Here is a 16353-nt window from a genome sequence, read left to right on the forward strand (position 1 = left end):
ACATGGAAGCTCGCCGCCTTCTATCCGCCGCCGGTCTGATCGAACTCATCGCTTTATCGTGGAAGGGTGCGAAGCTTTCGATGACGGTATCGATCGGCGAGATTGCGATATCACCCAACTACATCCGGCAGAAGAAATAAAGGAACGGAAGCCACCGTGTGTCGTCATCAATCCATAGCAGGAGTTCGGCTGACGATCGCCACCTTTCTGGCGATCATTGGAGTGAGTGCTGCAACTCCTTCCTGGGCAATTGATTGTACCAAGGCGAGCGATCCGATCGATAAGAGGATCTGCGGCAACGCCGGCCTCAAGGCAGCCGACGCCGCCATGGGGCAAGCCTATGCCGCACTCCTCAAATCAGCGCCAGATCCGGAAATCCGCTCGATGCTGGTGAATAGCCAGCGTCGCTGGATCGCTGCGCGCAATGAGGGGCTGAAGACCGGCTTGGACGGCTCGGCCATGCCCGCCGGAAAGCTGCGCCAGGTGATTGCAGAACGCACCGCACAGCTCGGTGATCAATCGGAGAAAGGGTTGGTCATGCAGGCTCAGGCGCAGCGCCGCTTTCTCGCGAAATACAGCGGAGGCGCCTTTGCCGGCTTCGATACGAGTTGCGAGTTCATTCCTAACGACAGGGATGGGTCGAGCTATTCCTATCAATGCAGCGGCGCCATGCATGTCCAGAACAAGACCCGCCTTTGCAGCGCCAGCACGGAATGGGCCAGCTGGTCACTCTATGAATATCACGCCGTCAGCACCATCGAAGGCGACAATGCGAAGCCCGCCGCTCTGTGCAGCGATCAATCGGGCGATATTTGCGGCGGCGGCAAGGATATGACCTGGACGCTGAATCCCGATGCGGATCAACATTTTCCGTCACCGAAGAGGGGCCTTGCCAAACTCGATGTGGAAGGCATCTGGCCGCTCGAAACGACGGATACGGACTGGTTCGGCCAGTGCCTGACAAGCCCGACCTATCCGCCGGGGCAGTGAGGGCAGCTTGAGAAGCGACCTAGGACAAGGCGGATCGAACATTCAGCGCCTGCATCTCAAGTAGGCGACATAGTGAAACTCCGTTTCGACGGCAGAGAGAACCAATGGATATTGTTTTACCAGATGGATCCATGACTAAGACGACGAGGCTCCGGCGAGCGCTCCATGTCGGTCCATGGCTCGCCGCCGCTTGCCTATTTCTTATCGCTCGCACAGCGCTTGCCAGCGGATCCCTGCCGTCCGAACCTCTCGTGGCCGGCCCTTTTTCGAGCTTTGCCGCATGCCTGACCTACCTGACGGAGAAACATCGGGAACAGATGGCCTTGGTCATGCCAGAGCCCGTCGCAATGCAGAAGGGCGGCACACATCAAACCCTGGTCTCGACCAAGGGTGTCTCGCAAGGGCCTGGTGAACAGGCCATCTATGAGGCCGAGGTCAATTATCAGAACCGGACCGTAGATGCGCCAACGCGATCGATCGTCACCAACAACTCCTGGGAGCGCTATTCTCTAAGCTGTCACGGCGCTGCCTTTAGCGGGACAGTTCAACGCGGCTATGCGCTTTCGGCGGTTGAGCAGATGCCGCGGTAGATCCGCTTCTTTCGAGCGGGGTCGAACTTTGAGTGTCCTAGCGCAGGTTGCCTTCAAAATTCTGAGGACCTGCTCGTCAGCTATCACGATGGATTCTCGGAAATATGGACGGATGTACACCTACGAAAGACGCGCGGAGATCGGTGCGGGCAACGCGCTCTGATAAAGGCCTTCGAGCTCTGCGCTCCGATGCCCGCAATACCTTTGCAGGGTAGATCAGATATCGTCCTGAATCACGGCGGATCATGCAAAATTCAAGCTCGAAGCCTGACATCTCCAGTAATCGAAATCCGTCGCAATCCCGTGGGCGCAACGATCTGCGGAAAGATGACTGCCGCCCGGTCACCAGCATGGCTCGTGACGGACTCTACACGTCACCCCTGCCATTCCTGTCAATTTAGAAAGACCCGGTCATGCGCTTTAGCCCGCTCGCCTGTATCGCCATGGTACTGCTATCCACTCCAGCCCTTGGCGACGACAGCTCGGCCACGCTGGGGACTGGCGGCTTGATCCTTCAGAAAACCGACAAGATCGCGCTCATCTCCGAGGATCTCTACCTTTCTGCCGCCGGCATTCGCATTTCCTACCGCTTCCGCAATCTGACCAACGCGGACTATACGACCACCATCGCCTTTCCAATGCCCGCGTTTCCGGGCGGCGGATCCAACTCGACGACGGTCGTTTCCGATCCGGCGAGCGATAATTTCATGAAATTTCAAACCGTGGTCGATGGGCAGCCCGTTGCCTCGCAGCTTGAACAGCGCGCTTTCCTCGTCGCGGACGGTCAGCCAGACGAGGAGATTACGGATAAACTCAAGGCGCTGCACATATCCCTGGTGCCGACAGCAGAAGCCACCGAGGCGGCAATCGGCCGCCTGACGAACGCGCAGCGCAAGGAGTTGGTGGATGCCGGTATTTTCGATACCGGCGAGGGCGATTATAACGGACAGCCAGCCACTCTCTATCCGCTATGGACACTGCGATCCAAATATTGGCGGAATCAGACCTTTCCGAAAGGGAGTGAGATTGTCGTACAGCAGACCTATGTGCCCGTCGTCGGCAGTCAGTCGACGCTCTCGCTCGGTGCGCCGGACATGGACGCGGATCAGCTCAAATCCTATCGCGAGAAGTTCTGTACCGATGAAACCTTCATGAAGTCGGCCCGCTCTCTCTACAAGCGGATATCTGATGAAAATGCCAAAGACGTTCAGGCGTTCGAGCAATATCTTTCCTATGTCATCACTTCGGGCGGCAATTGGGCCGGGCCGATCAGCAATTTCAAGCTGATCGTCGACAAGGGCGATCCCAAAACGCTGATCTCCTTTTGCGGCAACGGCGTGAAGAAGATCTCTCCGACGCAATTCGAGATGGATATCAAGAATTATGCGCCGGAACGCGACATCGATGTGTTGCTGCTGCGAACCGTCTCCGGACAATGATTTTCCAGCATGTACAAGCGCCTCCTCATGTCAAACACGCTCCATTTTATGACATCCATCTACAGAGCCGGAGCTCGCCCATGATGAATTTCGCCTTGAGGTTTTGCTGCTCCAGGAAAATCTTCTTCGCCCTGGCTCTTCTCCTGACCTTTCCGTTCTCCGCATCGATCCAGCCTGCCTTGGCGCAATCTTCAAACCAGGATGCCTCCCGGCCGGATCTCGAAAGCACCGATTCGATCGAAGATGCTTTGAACATTTGGGAGAGGCGGCTCACGCAGGAAGGGCTCATTCTGCTCGGCTACTATAACGGCTTTGCCGACGGCTCCTATGGGCCGAGTGGCCGCAACGCGATTGCAAGCTATCAACGTGATCATAACCGTCCAGCCACGGGCAAGCTTTCCGCCCCGGACGCGCTTGAACTGGGCAGAACGGCGCTCGATCTGCGCAAGCAATTGCAATGGCGCGCACTGGACAATTCTCTGACGGGCATGACGCTCTCCTATCCTGCGGACCTGTTGACCCAAAGGCAGGGCAACAAAATCGGCGGTGAGACCTTGCAGACGGAAGATGGCGCCGTCGCGCTGAAGACGGCGCGTTTTGTCAATAGTGGCCCGGGCGATATCGATGCAGTCTATCAAAACCTTGCCAGCGAGCAGGGCAGCACGATCACCTACCAGCTCAAACGGCGAAATTGGTTCATCATCTCGGGCACGACCGGCGATCGAAAATTCTATTCGCGCTTCGAACAGAGAGGCAATGAGATCCGCGGCTATGATCTCAGCTGGAACGCTGATAAGAACAGCAAGATCGTCGAAAACATCTCCGTGTTGATCTCGAACGGCTTTTATCCGTTCGGAGAAAATCCGGCCGACGGCGATCCGAGCTACCCGACAATGGCGAAACTTGCGGACCTCGCAAGCGCCAGCAGCCGTGGATCTGCGACAAATGGCAATGGCTCGCCGGACAGTTCGACCAGCGGTCAGACGCAATCGGAGCAGAGCAATGGTTCCGCCGACAGCCAGACAGCGCAGGCTGGCGGCGATGACGGGCTCACGGAACAGAAGGACGGCGCACTACCACCACCTTCAGACGGCTCGTTGGTGACATCGGACGGCAAGGGATTGCGCTTCGTCTATCACTATTTTCCGCCGGAAGATCCAAAGCTGAATTACGCTTACAAATGGGCAGTAGATACCCACCTCTTTTTGAATATTCCCGAAATCGACGGGCTCGACGGGCTTTTCGTGACGCCGCGTCCGTTACACTACGTCACGCGGCAATGCGATACGATCAATGCATTCTACAACAAGAAGAACGGCGCGGTTTTTCTCTGCTATGAGATGATCGACAGCCTCTTACAGATGGGCAAGGCGCTCTCAAAGGGCGCATCGGATCCAGAAGCGTTGACGATCGAGTTCGTCAAGGACAATCTCCGCTTTATCCTGCTGCACGAATCCGGCCACGCATTGATTGATCTGCTGGATATTCCCGCCGTCGGCCGCGAAGAGGATTCCGTCGACCAGCTCGCGGCGGTCCTCTTGCTTTCGCATGTCGACGACAATGAAACCAAGAATGATATTGCGCGCGTTCTCCAGCTCGCATCCATCTGGTTCAAGGTCAACAGCCAGTCGTCGGGCACGCCGGATACGGCCTCATTTGCCGACGAGCATTCGCTCGATGCGCAGCGCTACTTCAACCTGCTCTGTATGGTCTATGGCCTTGATCCGGCAAACAACAGTCCCATCGTCGACAATGGCATGCTGCCGAAAGAACGGGCGGCCCGCTGCCCCGATGAGGCCTCCAAGATCAATCGATCCTGGGCGCGGTTGATGCTCCCGCATTTCTCGCCGAGATTCCAACCGAAGTCCGATGATAGCAGTGGCAGCCAGCAGAACGCGACTGCCTCACAGCAGCCGACAGGCGGCAATCCGCTCGAATGGGACGGAAAGGCCAATCCGTTCGGCAAATAAGTATTGGTGATGTCGATGCCACAGCAAACGAGGGGATGGTGTCGGCTGTCGCCTGGCAGATATTTTCAATTGCCGGGTACGCCGAAAGGCAACGTCCAGCCCGAAGGCTGGCTATCGTGCTCTCGACGGCGATGAGAAGCGGCGTGTTTCAGCGCGGAGCCGGCGCGAATATTTTCCAAAGTGTCACCGGGAGTATGGCCGAATTCGGCTTTGAACAGGCGGTAGAAGTATTTCTCGTTGGAGAAACCATGCCGCCAGGCGATCTCGGCGATATGGGGCTGCGGCCGATTGGGATCTGCCAGCATCTGGTAGGCGCGGTGCAGTCTCCTGCGCTGTATTTGCCGCATGACGCCGCCGCTGCCTTCGAACAGTTGATAGAGTTTTGCGCGTGACAGACCGACGTCCCGGCAAATGCGATCGGGCGTAAGATTGGCGTCCAGCAAATGCGCATCGATGTAGCGCAGGATCCGATTGAAGAGCGCATCTCTTATCGGGCTGACCGCTTCAACGACCGTATCCGGTGTTAGCGAAACCGCGGCGGTCAAAAGCTGGAAGGTCGATTGAACGACATAGGGGACTTCGTGCTCGCCCAGGCTTTCGAGGTTCCGCGACAATGAAAGGAGATGGTCTCCAAGGAGGCGGCCGACGCCACCTCCGAGAGTCATCCCGTGCAAAAGCTGGGTGCGGCTCGGCAGGAGATCTCTCGGCACCACCAAGGAGATCACTTCACCGGCTGCAACCATGCCTTGGTTCACTTGAGCAGCATCAAGAACGAAAAGATCACCAGCTGATTTTACGGGTTGATCCGTGGTCCATCGGCACAGGAATTGGCCGCTCACCATCAATGTGAAACGAAAGAAATCCTGGCCGTCGCTCCGTATATGTCGATCTGTTCGATTGACCTCATAGGCAGAAGGTCGGACCTGATTGAGCCACCGCCTCGTGGATAGGATAAGAGGACCGAGCGCCGCGCCGCTTGCCTCAGCGTCGAACGCGATGGGAGCATCGTCACGCAATGTGCAATCGCAGTGATTGTCGCTGACCCAAGCATGAAACCGATCTTTTTCGGGAAAGTCGAGCGTCGAGAAATTGAACATGAAGGTCGAATGCATCTGGGCCACGGGAACTGTCTACTTCCAGGCCTTCGGCCTTTGAGCAATAGGTAGAGCAACCGGAGAATGCGACAATGGGCGCCCGGTCAAACGTTTTGCGTGTTCGCGCAGAATCTCGTCCGGCAGCCTTGCGGCAGGGAAATGCGACGAGATGGCTCCTCATTACATTCATGGAATACCGCGAACTTAGGAGGCGCCGCCAGCGCCGATTGACTATTTAGATAGAACGGTCAGTATAGAAAGTCCATATGGGAATTGCTGGACAACGAGGCATAATCTGTCCATTGCAGGGTGAACTTCGCTTGAGGCATCGATGAGCCCGAAAAAAGAGCAACTTATCCTCATTGCGACCGACTTGTTTTCAAGGCACGGCTTTCATCCGGTCGGCATAGACCGCATTCTGGCCGAAGCCGGCGTCGCCCGCATGACGCTCTACAATCATTTCCCCGGCAAGGATGATCTGATTACCGCCGTGCTCGATCGTCGCTATCACGACATCATGGCCAGTCTTCGGGCATGTGTTGAGCCGATGGCCTCGGCGAAAGAGCAATTGAGGGCTATTTTTGCCTGGCACGAGGCATGGTTCGGTACGCCGCAATTTTCCGGCTGCCTTTTCGAGCGTGCACTTGCCGAATTCGGCACCAACTATCCAAACATCTCTGCCGTCGCCATTCGATACAAGAAGACCATGACGGCATGGATGACCGACATGCTGAAGGCGCTTTTGCCGGAACCTGCCGCCGCGCGCATCGCTTCGATCCTCATGATACTTCTGGACGGTGCAACGATCGACGCGCGCGCTTTTCATGACCCGACCATCGCGACAAAGGCATGGAATGCCGCCGAGGCCGTTATCGAGCAGGAAATACTAGCTTCGAAGAAGCCGATGTGAGGTCGAGATATCGAATTTAGCCGGGTGATGTTTCTCGTCAGGCAGCTTGTAGAGACCAAAAATTGCTTCCCGGCTGCTAGGGACGTTTGCTCCACCGAACGCTGAGCCACTGTGAGGATCCGTGCATTGCGCTTGCCAACGGCCGGAGATCAACGTGCGAATGGAGTTCGAAATGATGAGACTGGACGAACACCTGAGAATAAGGAAATCTTGTGATATGAGCGCATTCTTGTTCGATCTACCAATTTTGCCGAAAGATTTCCGATTCCCTGACAGCTATACGGGCCTCGTACGAAATGGAGAGTTGCCCGACATCACGCCATGGGAATTTCTGGCCGGAGATATGGGGCGGTCACTGAGCTATTATGGTTCGATGCTGCAGCGATATAAGCAGCTCCCCTTGATCCCATTTGCCATCATCGCCGACGGGACCGGTTTCCATAACGATGGCTATGTCACATTGGCCCTATTTGATGGCAGCGATGTTCACGGCGAGCCGCGAGTGCGAATCTTTGATTACGCCACTCCCAAGAAGTCCCCGTGGGACAATATCGCCTATCAAAATTTTGAGGCATGGCTTGAGGCCGCCAAGGCGGAATCCGCAGATCACAAGTTGGAATGCGCCGATGTAGATGCAACTGATCAAACTTGATCTTTGATTCCTCCTCGGTGCAAGGCATCGCACCAATCACAGTATTCATGGTCGCCCATTGTTGAGGCCATTGAGTGATCCTTAGCCTGCCGCCTAGAGAACGAAAGAGCACGAGGAACGCCGCTGCAATCACTCTTTGCATGGCTCCCTGTCGATTGACAGGCTAGGATTCGATCCTGGCTAAATGATAGATCGACATGGCCTTGCTGACGCCCTTGAGTTCCGCCTCGTTTTTTGCGAGCGGGTAGGGCGCAATGATTTCCGCGACAGCCGGCGCACGATACACGTCTTCCGTGATGCAAATCTCGTCGCCATCGGCAAGATTCTGCACCCGCGCCGCTATATTCACCGTCTGACCGAAATAATCGAGCCGCTCGTTGAGCGTGACCGCGATTGCGGCCCCCCGATGCACGCCGATCTTGAGGATAAAATCACGTTGCAGCCGGTCCCGGTTGAGCTGATCGACCGCCTCGCGCATATCGAGGGCTGCCTGCACCGCATCGGCCGAAGTCAAGAATGCCGCCATGACCGCGTCGCCGATCGTCTTGGTGACGGCTCCGTTGTGCCGAACGGTGGCGTCGAGAAGATGCTGGAAGTGCGAATATATGCATTAAGGTCGCCTATCCGCTCGTAGAGCGCCGTGGAGCCCTTGAGATCGGTGAATACGAGGGTAACGTCGAGGACCGCAATGCCCTCAGTCGCGCTGATCACCTCCGAGCGAAAGAAGTCGCGAAAGGTTTGCGTCGTCAGCAACCGCTTACCGGATAAGGACGGCTCGAACTGAAGCCTCTCGCGCTGAAACGTCACCGACGGAAGCTGCAGTATGCCGAATACTACAGGGAGGTTGCCGGTGTTGCGGACTTCGAACACGACCTTGCCGGGCGCGATATTTGCCGCGGCGGCCACGCATTTGCCGTGGTGAAGCGTGACCGGCACATGGGGTTGCGTCGAACCCGCTCCCTTTTCGACGGGGAAGAAAAATTGAGCGTCGCTTTCGAAATCTTGCCCCAGGAGTGCACCTTCGGTGGCATCAACTTCAAAATTGACCGTAGTATCAGGCTCTATTCGGGTGAGCACCCGCACCAGCTGTTTGGCAGCCTCGCTCCATGGCACGCCGTCCGGCAGGATGCCGCCCGACGTCAGCTTATAATGGAAGACGTAGTCCCAGGCCGAAAGTGCATCCGGTTGATGGAAGCGGATGCTGCGCACGGCGGGGGAAACCGTAAATGTCACCGTGATGTAATCGTCCAGCGCAGCGTCGTAATCGCTTTGACAGAGGTGGCAATGAAAATGCGTGTGCAGTTTGCGCAGGCTTCGGAAGCTCTCGACAACGTCCGAGCACACCGGACACACAAGCAGCCAATCCATATCGAATAGTCCGGCCATGCATGCATGGAGAAAAAGATCGATCCCTTCAGCCTCGGCGATCGACTTTTCCTTGGCGAACTCAATAGGATTAATGCGATAAAGCGCCTCGTCCGTGCCCGAGCGCAGCAGTGTCTCCAGCCGCGCGACGACGCGCGGACTCCAGGATTTGGCCGTTTCGACTACGACCAAGCGCTCTTCTAGTTTCTTTTCGTCGATCATCGCATTGCACCGCGAGAAAGCCTCGACCGCCCTCGGCGTTCCGTCAGACGTCAATACACAATTCACGAGGCCGAGGCGAGCCCGTCATGGCTTCTTGCGGAAGGCCGAAGCGATCTTTGCCCATTCAAACGAAATTCCGTTTGGTTGCTATGCCATTTCGATCGTCCGCTCGACACAATACGCCCGGCTGATTTTTTCGACCTCCTGGCGCGATCCAAAAATCACCGGAACCCGCTGGTGCAAAGAGGTTGGTTCAATGTCTAGGATCGCGGTCTTCCCGGCAATGGCGGAACCGCCTGCCGCCTCGACCAGAAAGCCGATCGGATTCGCCTCATAAAGTAGACGCAGGCGGCCGCCGGAAGCAGGCTTGCTTCGATCGGCGGGATACAGAAAGATTCCGCCGCGGTTGAAGATACGATGTGTGTCGGCAACCATCGAACCGACCCAGCGCATATTGTACCCCGGAGTTCTGATGGACTTGTCGACATATTCGGTAATGATGTCGTCCCATGACGGACGACGTGCCGCGTTGATCGCAAACTCCTTGGTTTCCGGAGCGATCTTGGCATCCGCAGTCGTCATTACGTAGACGCCGTGTTGGTCGAGCGTGAAAATCTGTACGCCATCTCCGATCGCAAGCACCAGATTGGTTTGCGGTCCGTAAGCTGCGTATCCCGCAACCAGCTGACTGCGGCCGCTTTTCAGGATCTCAGCCGCGGAGCTAGCCTCGACGATGGAAAAGATCGTTCCGACCGTTACGTTGACATCGAGATTGGACGATCCATCGAGCGGATCGAAGATCATCGCATATCGGCCAGCGGGATGAATGAGCACTTCGGCGTCGAGTTCTTCCGATACAGCAAAAGCAATCGCCGGCGATTTACGGCATGCCTCGAGCATGATCTCGTTGGAAAGTATATCGAGCGGCTTCTGCGTCTCGCCCTGGACGTTGATAGCATCGGTTGCGCCTGTCAGGCCTGACAATGACGAGCTTCTGAGCTTCTCCGAAATCTGCCGGGTAGCCTCGGCAATATTGCGGAGGATGGCGGCCATGTCCTCATTCAACAATGTTCCCTTATGAGCATCGAGATAGGCTTCGAATGTCGTCATTATTGATGTCTTTCTCCTGCGGGAGTGTATCGTTACGGAATCAAACAATGCCCGGCGGTTACCGAGGCTGTTGGGCGCAAAATCAGGCCTGCGCCAAGGTCAAAGCCTTCGCCGGCGTCCGAACGCAAGCTTCGGATGCCCAAACTCGAAACAGGCTCAACGGAAGAACGATCAGCTCTACCACGCGGTCCGAGCGGTGCTGAGCGCATAGGAAAGGCACGACGAAACGTGCACGGCGAGGGGGTTGACGGTGATGGCGCAGTTTCCGGGACAGAAGAGCTTATGCGCGTTCAGATGCTTCAGCAGCTCATCGACAGTACGCTTGTCTGTAAGCGGAAATGAAATCGTCATTGCGCGTTTCCTCCAACGGACAGAATGGCGTGGAGCAGTTAGGAGCGATTTTCTTCGCACCGCAACAAGAATTTTTTAATGCACAAATTAAAATCGATTAGCTTGGCATCTCGATTTTTTAAGATCGATTTAAAAACAGGGCGGCCGAATTTCGACCTCCGGCACGGAGCTCATGATGCGTGCTGTCGAAGCGATATCCGCAAGCATGGAGTCCTCGTGCTATATTGCGGAGGTTTTTTCATGCGCGATAACGATCGACAAGCGAAATGAGCCGCTCTACGGCGGCTACCGCGGCAGCATGGTCCTGCGAGAAGTTCAGGCGCACACTGCTGTCGCAGAAGGGACTGAATTCGGTGCCGGGCGTTACGATGACGCCCGCCTGCAGCCGGAGGATCCGCACGAAATCCTTGCCGCCGACGGCAAGAGGAGGCAATTGCGGGAAGATATAGCTTCCTGCCTCGGTGGTGCGAACCTTGATGTCCTTGCCTGCACGGAATAGCCCGAGGAGATCGTCCCGAATGGCCTCATGTTCGCGCACGCGTCGATCCATCCAGCCTTCTGGTTCGTTGAACCAAGTCCGGAGCACTGCCTGACTATAGCCGCCGGCGCGCAAGGATACGATCGCCTGCAGCTTTTCCATCCGGTTAATGATCGCTTTCGAGCCGAAGGCGACGCCCAAGCGGTAACCGCTCAGCGACTCGGTCTTCGACGGACCCATGATGGTGATCACGTTTTCCGCATCGATGGCCTCCGCGCGCAGATGCGCATAGTCGACGCCGGAATAGAGCAGCCGTGAATAAAGCTGGTCGACGATGACCGTCGCACCATAGCGGCTGGCCAGCGACGCGATCGTTTTGATCTCCTCACGCGAATAAACAACACCGGCCGGGTTGTTCGGATTGGAAAACAGGAAAACTTTCGCACCAGCGGCAAAAGCATCTTCCAGTTGGCCGAGATCGAGACCTGCGCGCCCCTCGGCATCCAGGTAGTCCATCCGAATGGGCATCATATGGCCCTCGCAGAATTCCACCAGTTTACGGTTGGCAAAATAATCGGGCTGCACCACCGCAACCTTGTCGCCATGCGCGACGGTGGAGGCGACGGCGAGGAATAGGGCGCCCTGCGTGCCGGGCGTCAGAATCATGCCGTCGGCGGCGTCGATCGGGGCGCCGGTAAAGCTTGCAAGACTAGGCGCAAGCTGCTCTCGGATCGAGAGATCACCGCGGTATTCGGTATAGGCCTGCTTGCCGCCAGCCTCGACCCCAGCCGTGAAGACTTCGAAAGCGCCCGGCGTCGGCGTAAACGCATCGACGTCACCATGGGAAAAATCGACCTGACGTCCCGCGATTGGTTCGCCGCGCAGCAGCGCTTCGATACCTTCGGCCTGCTGCCGCACTTCCTGGCCTGGCGCGGCGTCGGTGCCCATGCGCTCGAATTTGGCTTGAATGGTCATTGAAACTCCTTTTATCGGCGGGGAGGCCGCAAGACTGGAAGCTAGGATAGCTTGGATTTAAAGCAATAAAATATGCTTGCCAGTTTCTTCAAAAGATAGAAAATATATCTTATGGACACGAAATTCCTCGAAAGCTTCCTCATCGTCGCCGAATGCGGATCGGTCGCCGAAGCCGCACGGCGCTTGAATATGACGCCGGCGGCAGTCGCTCAGCGCATAAGAGCGCTGGAGACGGAGCTCGGGCAGGCATTGGTTTCTCGTGTCGGACGCACGGTCCGGCCCACTGCTGCGGGTCTTGCCGTGCAGCGCCACGGACCGGCGCTTGTGCGAACGGCGAGAGACCTGCGAGCAATAGCTGCGGGCGATCTCCCGAGCGGACAACTTCGCCTCGGTGCGACGGCGACGGCCATGACGGGCCTCATCCCTCAGATTATCGCGACACTCAGCGAGCGATTTCGGCAGATCGACTATTTCCTGCAGCCGGGTTCGTCAGTGAACCTCTACCACGCAGTTTTGTCAGGTGAGCTGGATGCCGCTCTCATCATCGAGCCGCAATTCCCGATTCCGAAAGCATTCGGCTGGTCGACCATCCGGCGCGAACCCTTGGTCTTGCTGGCGCCCGTGGAGCTGCAAATTCACGATTTTCATCTGGCGCTTACGCAGCAGCCCTTCATTCGTTATGACCGCAATCAGTGGGGTGGCCAGATCGTAGACCGTTATCTCCGCCGTCATACCATCAGCGTGCGCGAATGGGCGGAACTGGATGCGCTGGATGCCATTGCCGCACTGGTCGATCGCGGACTGGGCGTCGCGCTTGTTCCCGACTGGGCCCCGCCGTGGCCGGAGGGACTGCGGCTGCAAAAACATCGAATGGAAGAGGGAGAGCTTCGCAATATGGGTGTGCTGTGGGCGAATTCCGGCCCACGGATTGCCGCCATTCGCGCTTTTGTCGAGGCCTGTGAAGAGGTATCCAAAACTTGACAAGGGTTGCGACGAAGGTCGAGACCGGTGGCTCAGAAATCTACTTGGGGGGATGATGAAATACAGAACTATAGGAATTATCGGCGCAGGCGTGATCGGCAGAAGCCTGTTCGACTATGTCGGCAGTCTCGATGGGGTCGAGGTCGCTTATATTCTCGTATCCGACAAGAACAAATATGCGCAGAATGCCGCCATGGCTGCGCTCGTCACGGATGACGCCGAGCATGCGCTCGACCGGAAGGCGGACCTTGTGCTCGAATCCGCGACGCCGGCTCTTCTGAGTAGGCTGGGGCCGGATATCCTTGCCCATTCGGACCTCTGCGGATTCAGTTGCTCCGCGCTGGCGGATCGCACCGTGGAGGCGGCGATGCATGCGGCGGCCAGCAGGAGCGGACGACGCCTCTTCGTTCCACACGGCGCCGTTCTCGGTCTCGATGGTCTGCGCGATGGCCGTGAGCAAATCGAAAAAGTAGTGATAACCACAACGAAGAGCGGCGCGAGTCTCGGCCAGCCGGCCGACGCCAAGGGAACGCTCTTCGATGGCTCGACCCGCGAGGCCTGCATGCGGTTTCCGCGCAACGTCAATGTGCATGCCGCCGTTGCCTTTGCGGGCATCGGTTTTGACCGTACCCGCAGCATCGTCGTTGCCGATCCCGATACGAAAACGATGCGGCACCATATAGCGGTTTCCGGCAGGGGTCTCGAATGGGATATTTCGGTGAGTTCGCGGTCGCTCGGCGGTGTAACCGGCTCTTATACCCCGGCCTCGGCCATCGGATCGCTGAAGAGAATTCTTGGCGCCGATGTTTTCGCCAACGCCTGACATCGCGCGGCAGCCAGGAGCCGCTGTAGTGAAATATCGCCGATGCGGCTGCAGCTGCAAAGGACGATTTTGCTACGGCCTTGATATGGTGATCGGAAACTTCCCGCCGCTGTGTAAAATTGACTTTGAGCACCTTGCTGGAAGATTGTGAATTCAAGGGAAACCTGCGAACATGAAAGCAGTTTCTCTTCTGGCGGTTCCTTCATGGACAAAAAAACCGATGCGATCGATGTCGAGGTTGGATTGCGCATTCGATTGCGTCGGGAGGAATTGTCAATTGCGCAGGATGTATTGGCCGAGAAGCTTCGCATAAGCCCTCAACAGCTCGATAGATGCGAACGCGGCATCGAAAAAATCAGCGCTGGCCGCCTTCTGCGCATTTCAGAAATCCTCGCTGTACCGGTCATGTTTTTCTTCGAAAGTGCATCGGACGACGCCTTTCCCTCCAAGGAAGCGCTGGCTGATTTTCGACTTGCGAAGCATCACAAGGCCGTTCTGCGTACGGCCTTGTCCGGGATCGAGGACAAGCGGTTGCGGGCGAAGATCCTCGCTTTCGTGCAATCATCCAAACCTGACAACGAGCGCTGACCTGGCAAGATGACATTTCATTTAACGACACTCGGTAGTTGTGCCCTTTATGATGAGAAAGGTGATCGCGTGAACGTGCCGAGGCAGGCGCTGCTCATGCTGGCCTATCTCTACGATTGCCGGCAGCCGATACCACGGAAAGATCTGGCCGCTTTTCTTTGGTCCAGCAATCTTCAGGCCGCCGGCGCCAATTTGAGGTCGACCCTGCTACGGTTGGCGACTGTAACGTCCAAATCCCCCGAACCATTGATCGGCGGTGCCATGACGGACATCACCTTGAACTTCAACGCGTTGCGGTGCGACCTGGATAGCATCGAAAATGCGTCCGGCGTTACCAAGCTCGGCGCGCTCGCCGATGCCGTCGCCAAGACGTTTCTACCGGCTCACGGCAATGGCTCCGGAGCTGTGGCTGTCTGGGTACGCGATGTTCGGGCACGGTTTGCACGGGAGCTACGAGCAGAATTCTTCAAGACGATGAGCCAACCTTCCTGGTCTCAAAACCGCGGCGAATTGAAACGTGCAGCCATGCTTCTGCTGGACTGGGACCAGACCGATGATGAAGTCAGGGTCGCGCTCGGCGAGAAAATCACGTCTTACAGTCAGCTGATTGGCGTCACGAGAGATCCGAATTCAGACCCGCCGGCTCAGGATATGATTGCGATCGCCGACAACGGAGTGCCACGTATCGCTCTGCTTCCTCCCGAGACCCTGGAGGATTCAGAGCGTGCCGGGTCGGTCGCCAATGCAGTCATCGAAGACCTGACGATCAGTCTTTGTGTCGATCGAAGCGTATCCGTCGTCGCGCCCTATACCGCTGAACAGATTCGCTCCTCAAACGACAAGGCTGGCCTTCTCAAGCAACATAATGTCGTCTACGCGCTCGATACGAAGAGGACGGGCGACAGTCTTTTTGCGCAGCTGATTTTCATGCCGCGCGATGAAATTGTCTGGGCAACGCGCGTTCAATTGGATAGCGCGGCCATAACGGAGCATCGCAACGAGATCGCCACTGCGATCCAGCACTCCATAATCGAGCGTGTGGGCGCCTTCCACCACATAGTTTCTGACTTTAGCTGCAAGCCTGAAGCCTATTTTGCCTATCTCAAGGGCGTCCAATGCCTGTCCCGCCTGAGCCTTCAGAATGTCCGCCGCGCACGCAAGCATTTTAAGGAGGCTCTCGAGCACGAGCGGGGTTTTGCCGCGGCACTTGCGGGCATTGCCAGAACCTTGACGATGGAATGGGTTCTGACGGCTCGCGGCGATGGCGATCTGTTGCATCAAGCGGAAAAAATGGCGGCCGATGCAATCCACGATGACAGCCAATTCGCCGGGGGCTTTAAGGAAATCGGCGTCGCCCGGCTCTACCGCGGCAATATCGACGGCAGCCTCGAGGCTCTATCGAACGCCGAGGACCTAAGCCCGTATTATGCGGATGTGATTTGCAGCCACGCCGACAGCCTTACCCATGGCGCCAATCCGAAAGCGGCATTGGAGAAGGTCGCGACGGCTCTTGATCTCAATCCGCTTGCTCCGGACTACTATTATTGGACCGCGGCAGGAGCCAGCTATTTCACTGGAGAATATATGGAAACACTGGCCTATCTGGACAGGATGAGAGACGCGGGACCAGCAAGCAGGCTTGCGGCGGCAAGCTGGGCAATGCTGGGGGATCTCGCGAAGGCCAAGATGTATCGACAGCGCGCCCTGCGCGACAATCCGAATTTCGATCTTGAGGCATGGCTTGCCATGATTCCAATCAAGGAAAAGTGGCAGATTGAGCATTACAGGGAAGGCCTGTTGAAGGCCGGTTTTTGA

The 16353-nt window shown here is 56.9% G+C and carries 17 protein-coding genes; 11 read left to right on the forward strand and 6 right to left on the reverse strand.

The genetic code is table 11. The annotated features are described in order from the left end of the window. Positions 1-2: 2 nt before the first annotated feature. From AC13RM_RS02205 to AC13RM_RS02225, 5 genes are all read left to right on the forward strand, one after another. A complete protein-coding gene (locus AC13RM_RS02205; RefSeq protein ID WP_440478288.1) occupies positions 3-140 on the forward strand; it encodes a hypothetical protein in 138 nt (45 codons plus the stop codon). 16 nt (positions 141-156) lie between these two features. Then, positions 157-990 (forward strand): lysozyme inhibitor LprI family protein, encoded by an 834-nt coding sequence (locus tag AC13RM_RS02210; RefSeq protein ID WP_440478287.1) that lies wholly within the window; start codon positions 157-159, stop codon positions 988-990. A gap of 131 nt (positions 991-1121) precedes the next feature. After that, positions 1122-1580, forward strand: a complete 459-nt coding sequence (locus tag AC13RM_RS02215; protein WP_488554535.1) for a hypothetical protein — start codon at positions 1122-1124, stop codon at positions 1578-1580. Positions 1581-1993: 413 nt separating this feature from the next. Then, entirely contained in the window at positions 1994-3019 is a 1026-nt protein-coding gene (locus tag AC13RM_RS02220; protein ID WP_488554536.1) for a DUF4424 family protein, read from the forward strand. Positions 3020-3099: 80 nt separating this feature from the next. Continuing rightward, complete coding sequence (locus AC13RM_RS02225) at positions 3100-4989, forward strand: DUF4344 domain-containing metallopeptidase (RefSeq protein WP_488554537.1); 1890 nt, start codon at positions 3100-3102, stop codon at positions 4987-4989. Between the two features lie 65 nt (positions 4990-5054). Here the strand turns inward: AC13RM_RS02225 and AC13RM_RS02230 are convergent, their stop codons facing one another. Further along, positions 5055-6101, reverse strand: a complete 1047-nt coding sequence (locus AC13RM_RS02230) for a helix-turn-helix domain-containing protein (protein ID WP_488554656.1) — start codon at positions 6099-6101, stop codon at positions 5055-5057. Positions 6102-6414: 313 nt separating this feature from the next. On the opposite strand from AC13RM_RS02230, the gene AC13RM_RS02235 reads away from it, so the two are divergent. Both AC13RM_RS02235 and AC13RM_RS02240 read left to right on the forward strand, forming a co-directional pair. Further along, positions 6415-6993 (forward strand): TetR/AcrR family transcriptional regulator, encoded by a 579-nt coding sequence (locus tag AC13RM_RS02235; protein WP_488554538.1) that lies wholly within the window; start codon positions 6415-6417, stop codon positions 6991-6993. Between the two features lie 217 nt (positions 6994-7210). Further along, the gene (locus AC13RM_RS02240) at positions 7211-7645 is read left to right on the forward strand and encodes a hypothetical protein (protein WP_488554539.1); all 435 of its coding nucleotides are present in this window, start codon (positions 7211-7213) and stop codon (positions 7643-7645) included. 163 nt (positions 7646-7808) lie between these two features. Here AC13RM_RS02240 and AC13RM_RS02245 read toward each other — a convergent pair whose 3' ends face one another. The 5 genes from AC13RM_RS02245 to AC13RM_RS02265 all read right to left on the reverse strand — a co-directional run bounded on the left by AC13RM_RS02245 (position 7809) and on the right by AC13RM_RS02265 (position 12146). Next, a complete protein-coding gene (locus tag AC13RM_RS02245; protein ID WP_488554657.1) occupies positions 7809-8252 on the reverse strand; it encodes an adenylate/guanylate cyclase domain-containing protein in 444 nt (147 codons plus the stop codon). Continuing rightward, entirely contained in the window at positions 8156-9232 is a 1077-nt protein-coding gene (locus AC13RM_RS02250) for a DUF5939 domain-containing protein (RefSeq protein ID WP_488554540.1), read from the reverse strand. The genes AC13RM_RS02245 and AC13RM_RS02250 overlap by 97 nt, the downstream gene beginning before the upstream one ends. A gap of 147 nt (positions 9233-9379) precedes the next feature. Continuing rightward, the gene (locus tag AC13RM_RS02255) at positions 9380-10342 is read right to left on the reverse strand and encodes a class 1 fructose-bisphosphatase (protein WP_488554541.1); all 963 of its coding nucleotides are present in this window, start codon (positions 10340-10342) and stop codon (positions 9380-9382) included. Positions 10343-10519: 177 nt separating this feature from the next. After that, on the reverse strand, positions 10520-10693 hold the full coding sequence (locus AC13RM_RS02260) for a hypothetical protein (RefSeq protein WP_167078144.1): 174 nt from the start codon (positions 10691-10693) through the stop codon (positions 10520-10522). Between the two features lie 238 nt (positions 10694-10931). Further along, a complete protein-coding gene (locus AC13RM_RS02265) occupies positions 10932-12146 on the reverse strand; it encodes a pyridoxal phosphate-dependent aminotransferase (protein ID WP_374817516.1) in 1215 nt (404 codons plus the stop codon). A 111-nt stretch (positions 12147-12257) separates the two neighbouring features. Between AC13RM_RS02265 and AC13RM_RS02270 the strand changes: the two genes are divergently transcribed. From AC13RM_RS02270 to AC13RM_RS02285, 4 genes are all read left to right on the forward strand, one after another. Further along, entirely contained in the window at positions 12258-13127 is an 870-nt protein-coding gene (locus AC13RM_RS02270; protein WP_374817518.1) for a LysR family transcriptional regulator, read from the forward strand. Between the two features lie 55 nt (positions 13128-13182). Further along, entirely contained in the window at positions 13183-13950 is a 768-nt protein-coding gene (locus AC13RM_RS02275) for an aspartate dehydrogenase domain-containing protein (protein ID WP_374817520.1), read from the forward strand. 204 nt (positions 13951-14154) lie between these two features. Beyond that, on the forward strand, positions 14155-14538 hold the full coding sequence (locus tag AC13RM_RS02280; protein WP_374817522.1) for a helix-turn-helix domain-containing protein: 384 nt from the start codon (positions 14155-14157) through the stop codon (positions 14536-14538). Between the two features lie 69 nt (positions 14539-14607). Continuing rightward, complete coding sequence (locus tag AC13RM_RS02285) at positions 14608-16353, forward strand: hypothetical protein (protein WP_285172529.1); 1746 nt, start codon at positions 14608-14610, stop codon at positions 16351-16353.

The sequence above is a fragment of the Martinezella sp. CNPSo 3732 genome (assembly GCF_057784515.1).

Excerpts from the sequence above, each read along its gene's own strand:
- AC13RM_RS02250 (WP_488554540.1), bottom strand. The coding sequence starts at position 9,232 with ATGATCGACGAAAAGAAACTAGAAGAGCGCTTGGTCGTAGTCGAAACG.
- AC13RM_RS02270 (WP_374817518.1), top strand. The coding sequence starts at position 12,258 with ATGGACACGAAATTCCTCGAAAGCTTCCTCATCGTCGCCGAATGCGGA.
- AC13RM_RS02280 (WP_374817522.1), top strand. The coding sequence starts at position 14,155 with ATGGACAAAAAAACCGATGCGATCGATGTCGAGGTTGGATTGCGCATT.
- AC13RM_RS02275 (WP_374817520.1), top strand. The coding sequence starts at position 13,183 with ATGAAATACAGAACTATAGGAATTATCGGCGCAGGCGTGATCGGCAGA.
- AC13RM_RS02260 (WP_167078144.1), bottom strand. The coding sequence starts at position 10,693 with ATGACGATTTCATTTCCGCTTACAGACAAGCGTACTGTCGATGAGCTG.
- AC13RM_RS02265 (WP_374817516.1), bottom strand. The coding sequence starts at position 12,146 with ATGACCATTCAAGCCAAATTCGAGCGCATGGGCACCGACGCCGCGCCA.
- AC13RM_RS02205 (WP_440478288.1), top strand. The coding sequence starts at position 3 with ATGGAAGCTCGCCGCCTTCTATCCGCCGCCGGTCTGATCGAACTCATC.
- AC13RM_RS02255 (WP_488554541.1), bottom strand. The coding sequence starts at position 10,342 with ATGACGACATTCGAAGCCTATCTCGATGCTCATAAGGGAACATTGTTG.
- AC13RM_RS02220 (WP_488554536.1), top strand. The coding sequence starts at position 1,994 with ATGCGCTTTAGCCCGCTCGCCTGTATCGCCATGGTACTGCTATCCACT.
- AC13RM_RS02230 (WP_488554656.1), bottom strand. The coding sequence starts at position 6,101 with ATGCATTCGACCTTCATGTTCAATTTCTCGACGCTCGACTTTCCCGAA.
- AC13RM_RS02225 (WP_488554537.1), top strand. The coding sequence starts at position 3,100 with ATGATGAATTTCGCCTTGAGGTTTTGCTGCTCCAGGAAAATCTTCTTC.
- AC13RM_RS02235 (WP_488554538.1), top strand. The coding sequence starts at position 6,415 with ATGAGCCCGAAAAAAGAGCAACTTATCCTCATTGCGACCGACTTGTTT.
- AC13RM_RS02215 (WP_488554535.1), top strand. The coding sequence starts at position 1,122 with ATGACTAAGACGACGAGGCTCCGGCGAGCGCTCCATGTCGGTCCATGG.
- AC13RM_RS02240 (WP_488554539.1), top strand. The coding sequence starts at position 7,211 with ATGAGCGCATTCTTGTTCGATCTACCAATTTTGCCGAAAGATTTCCGA.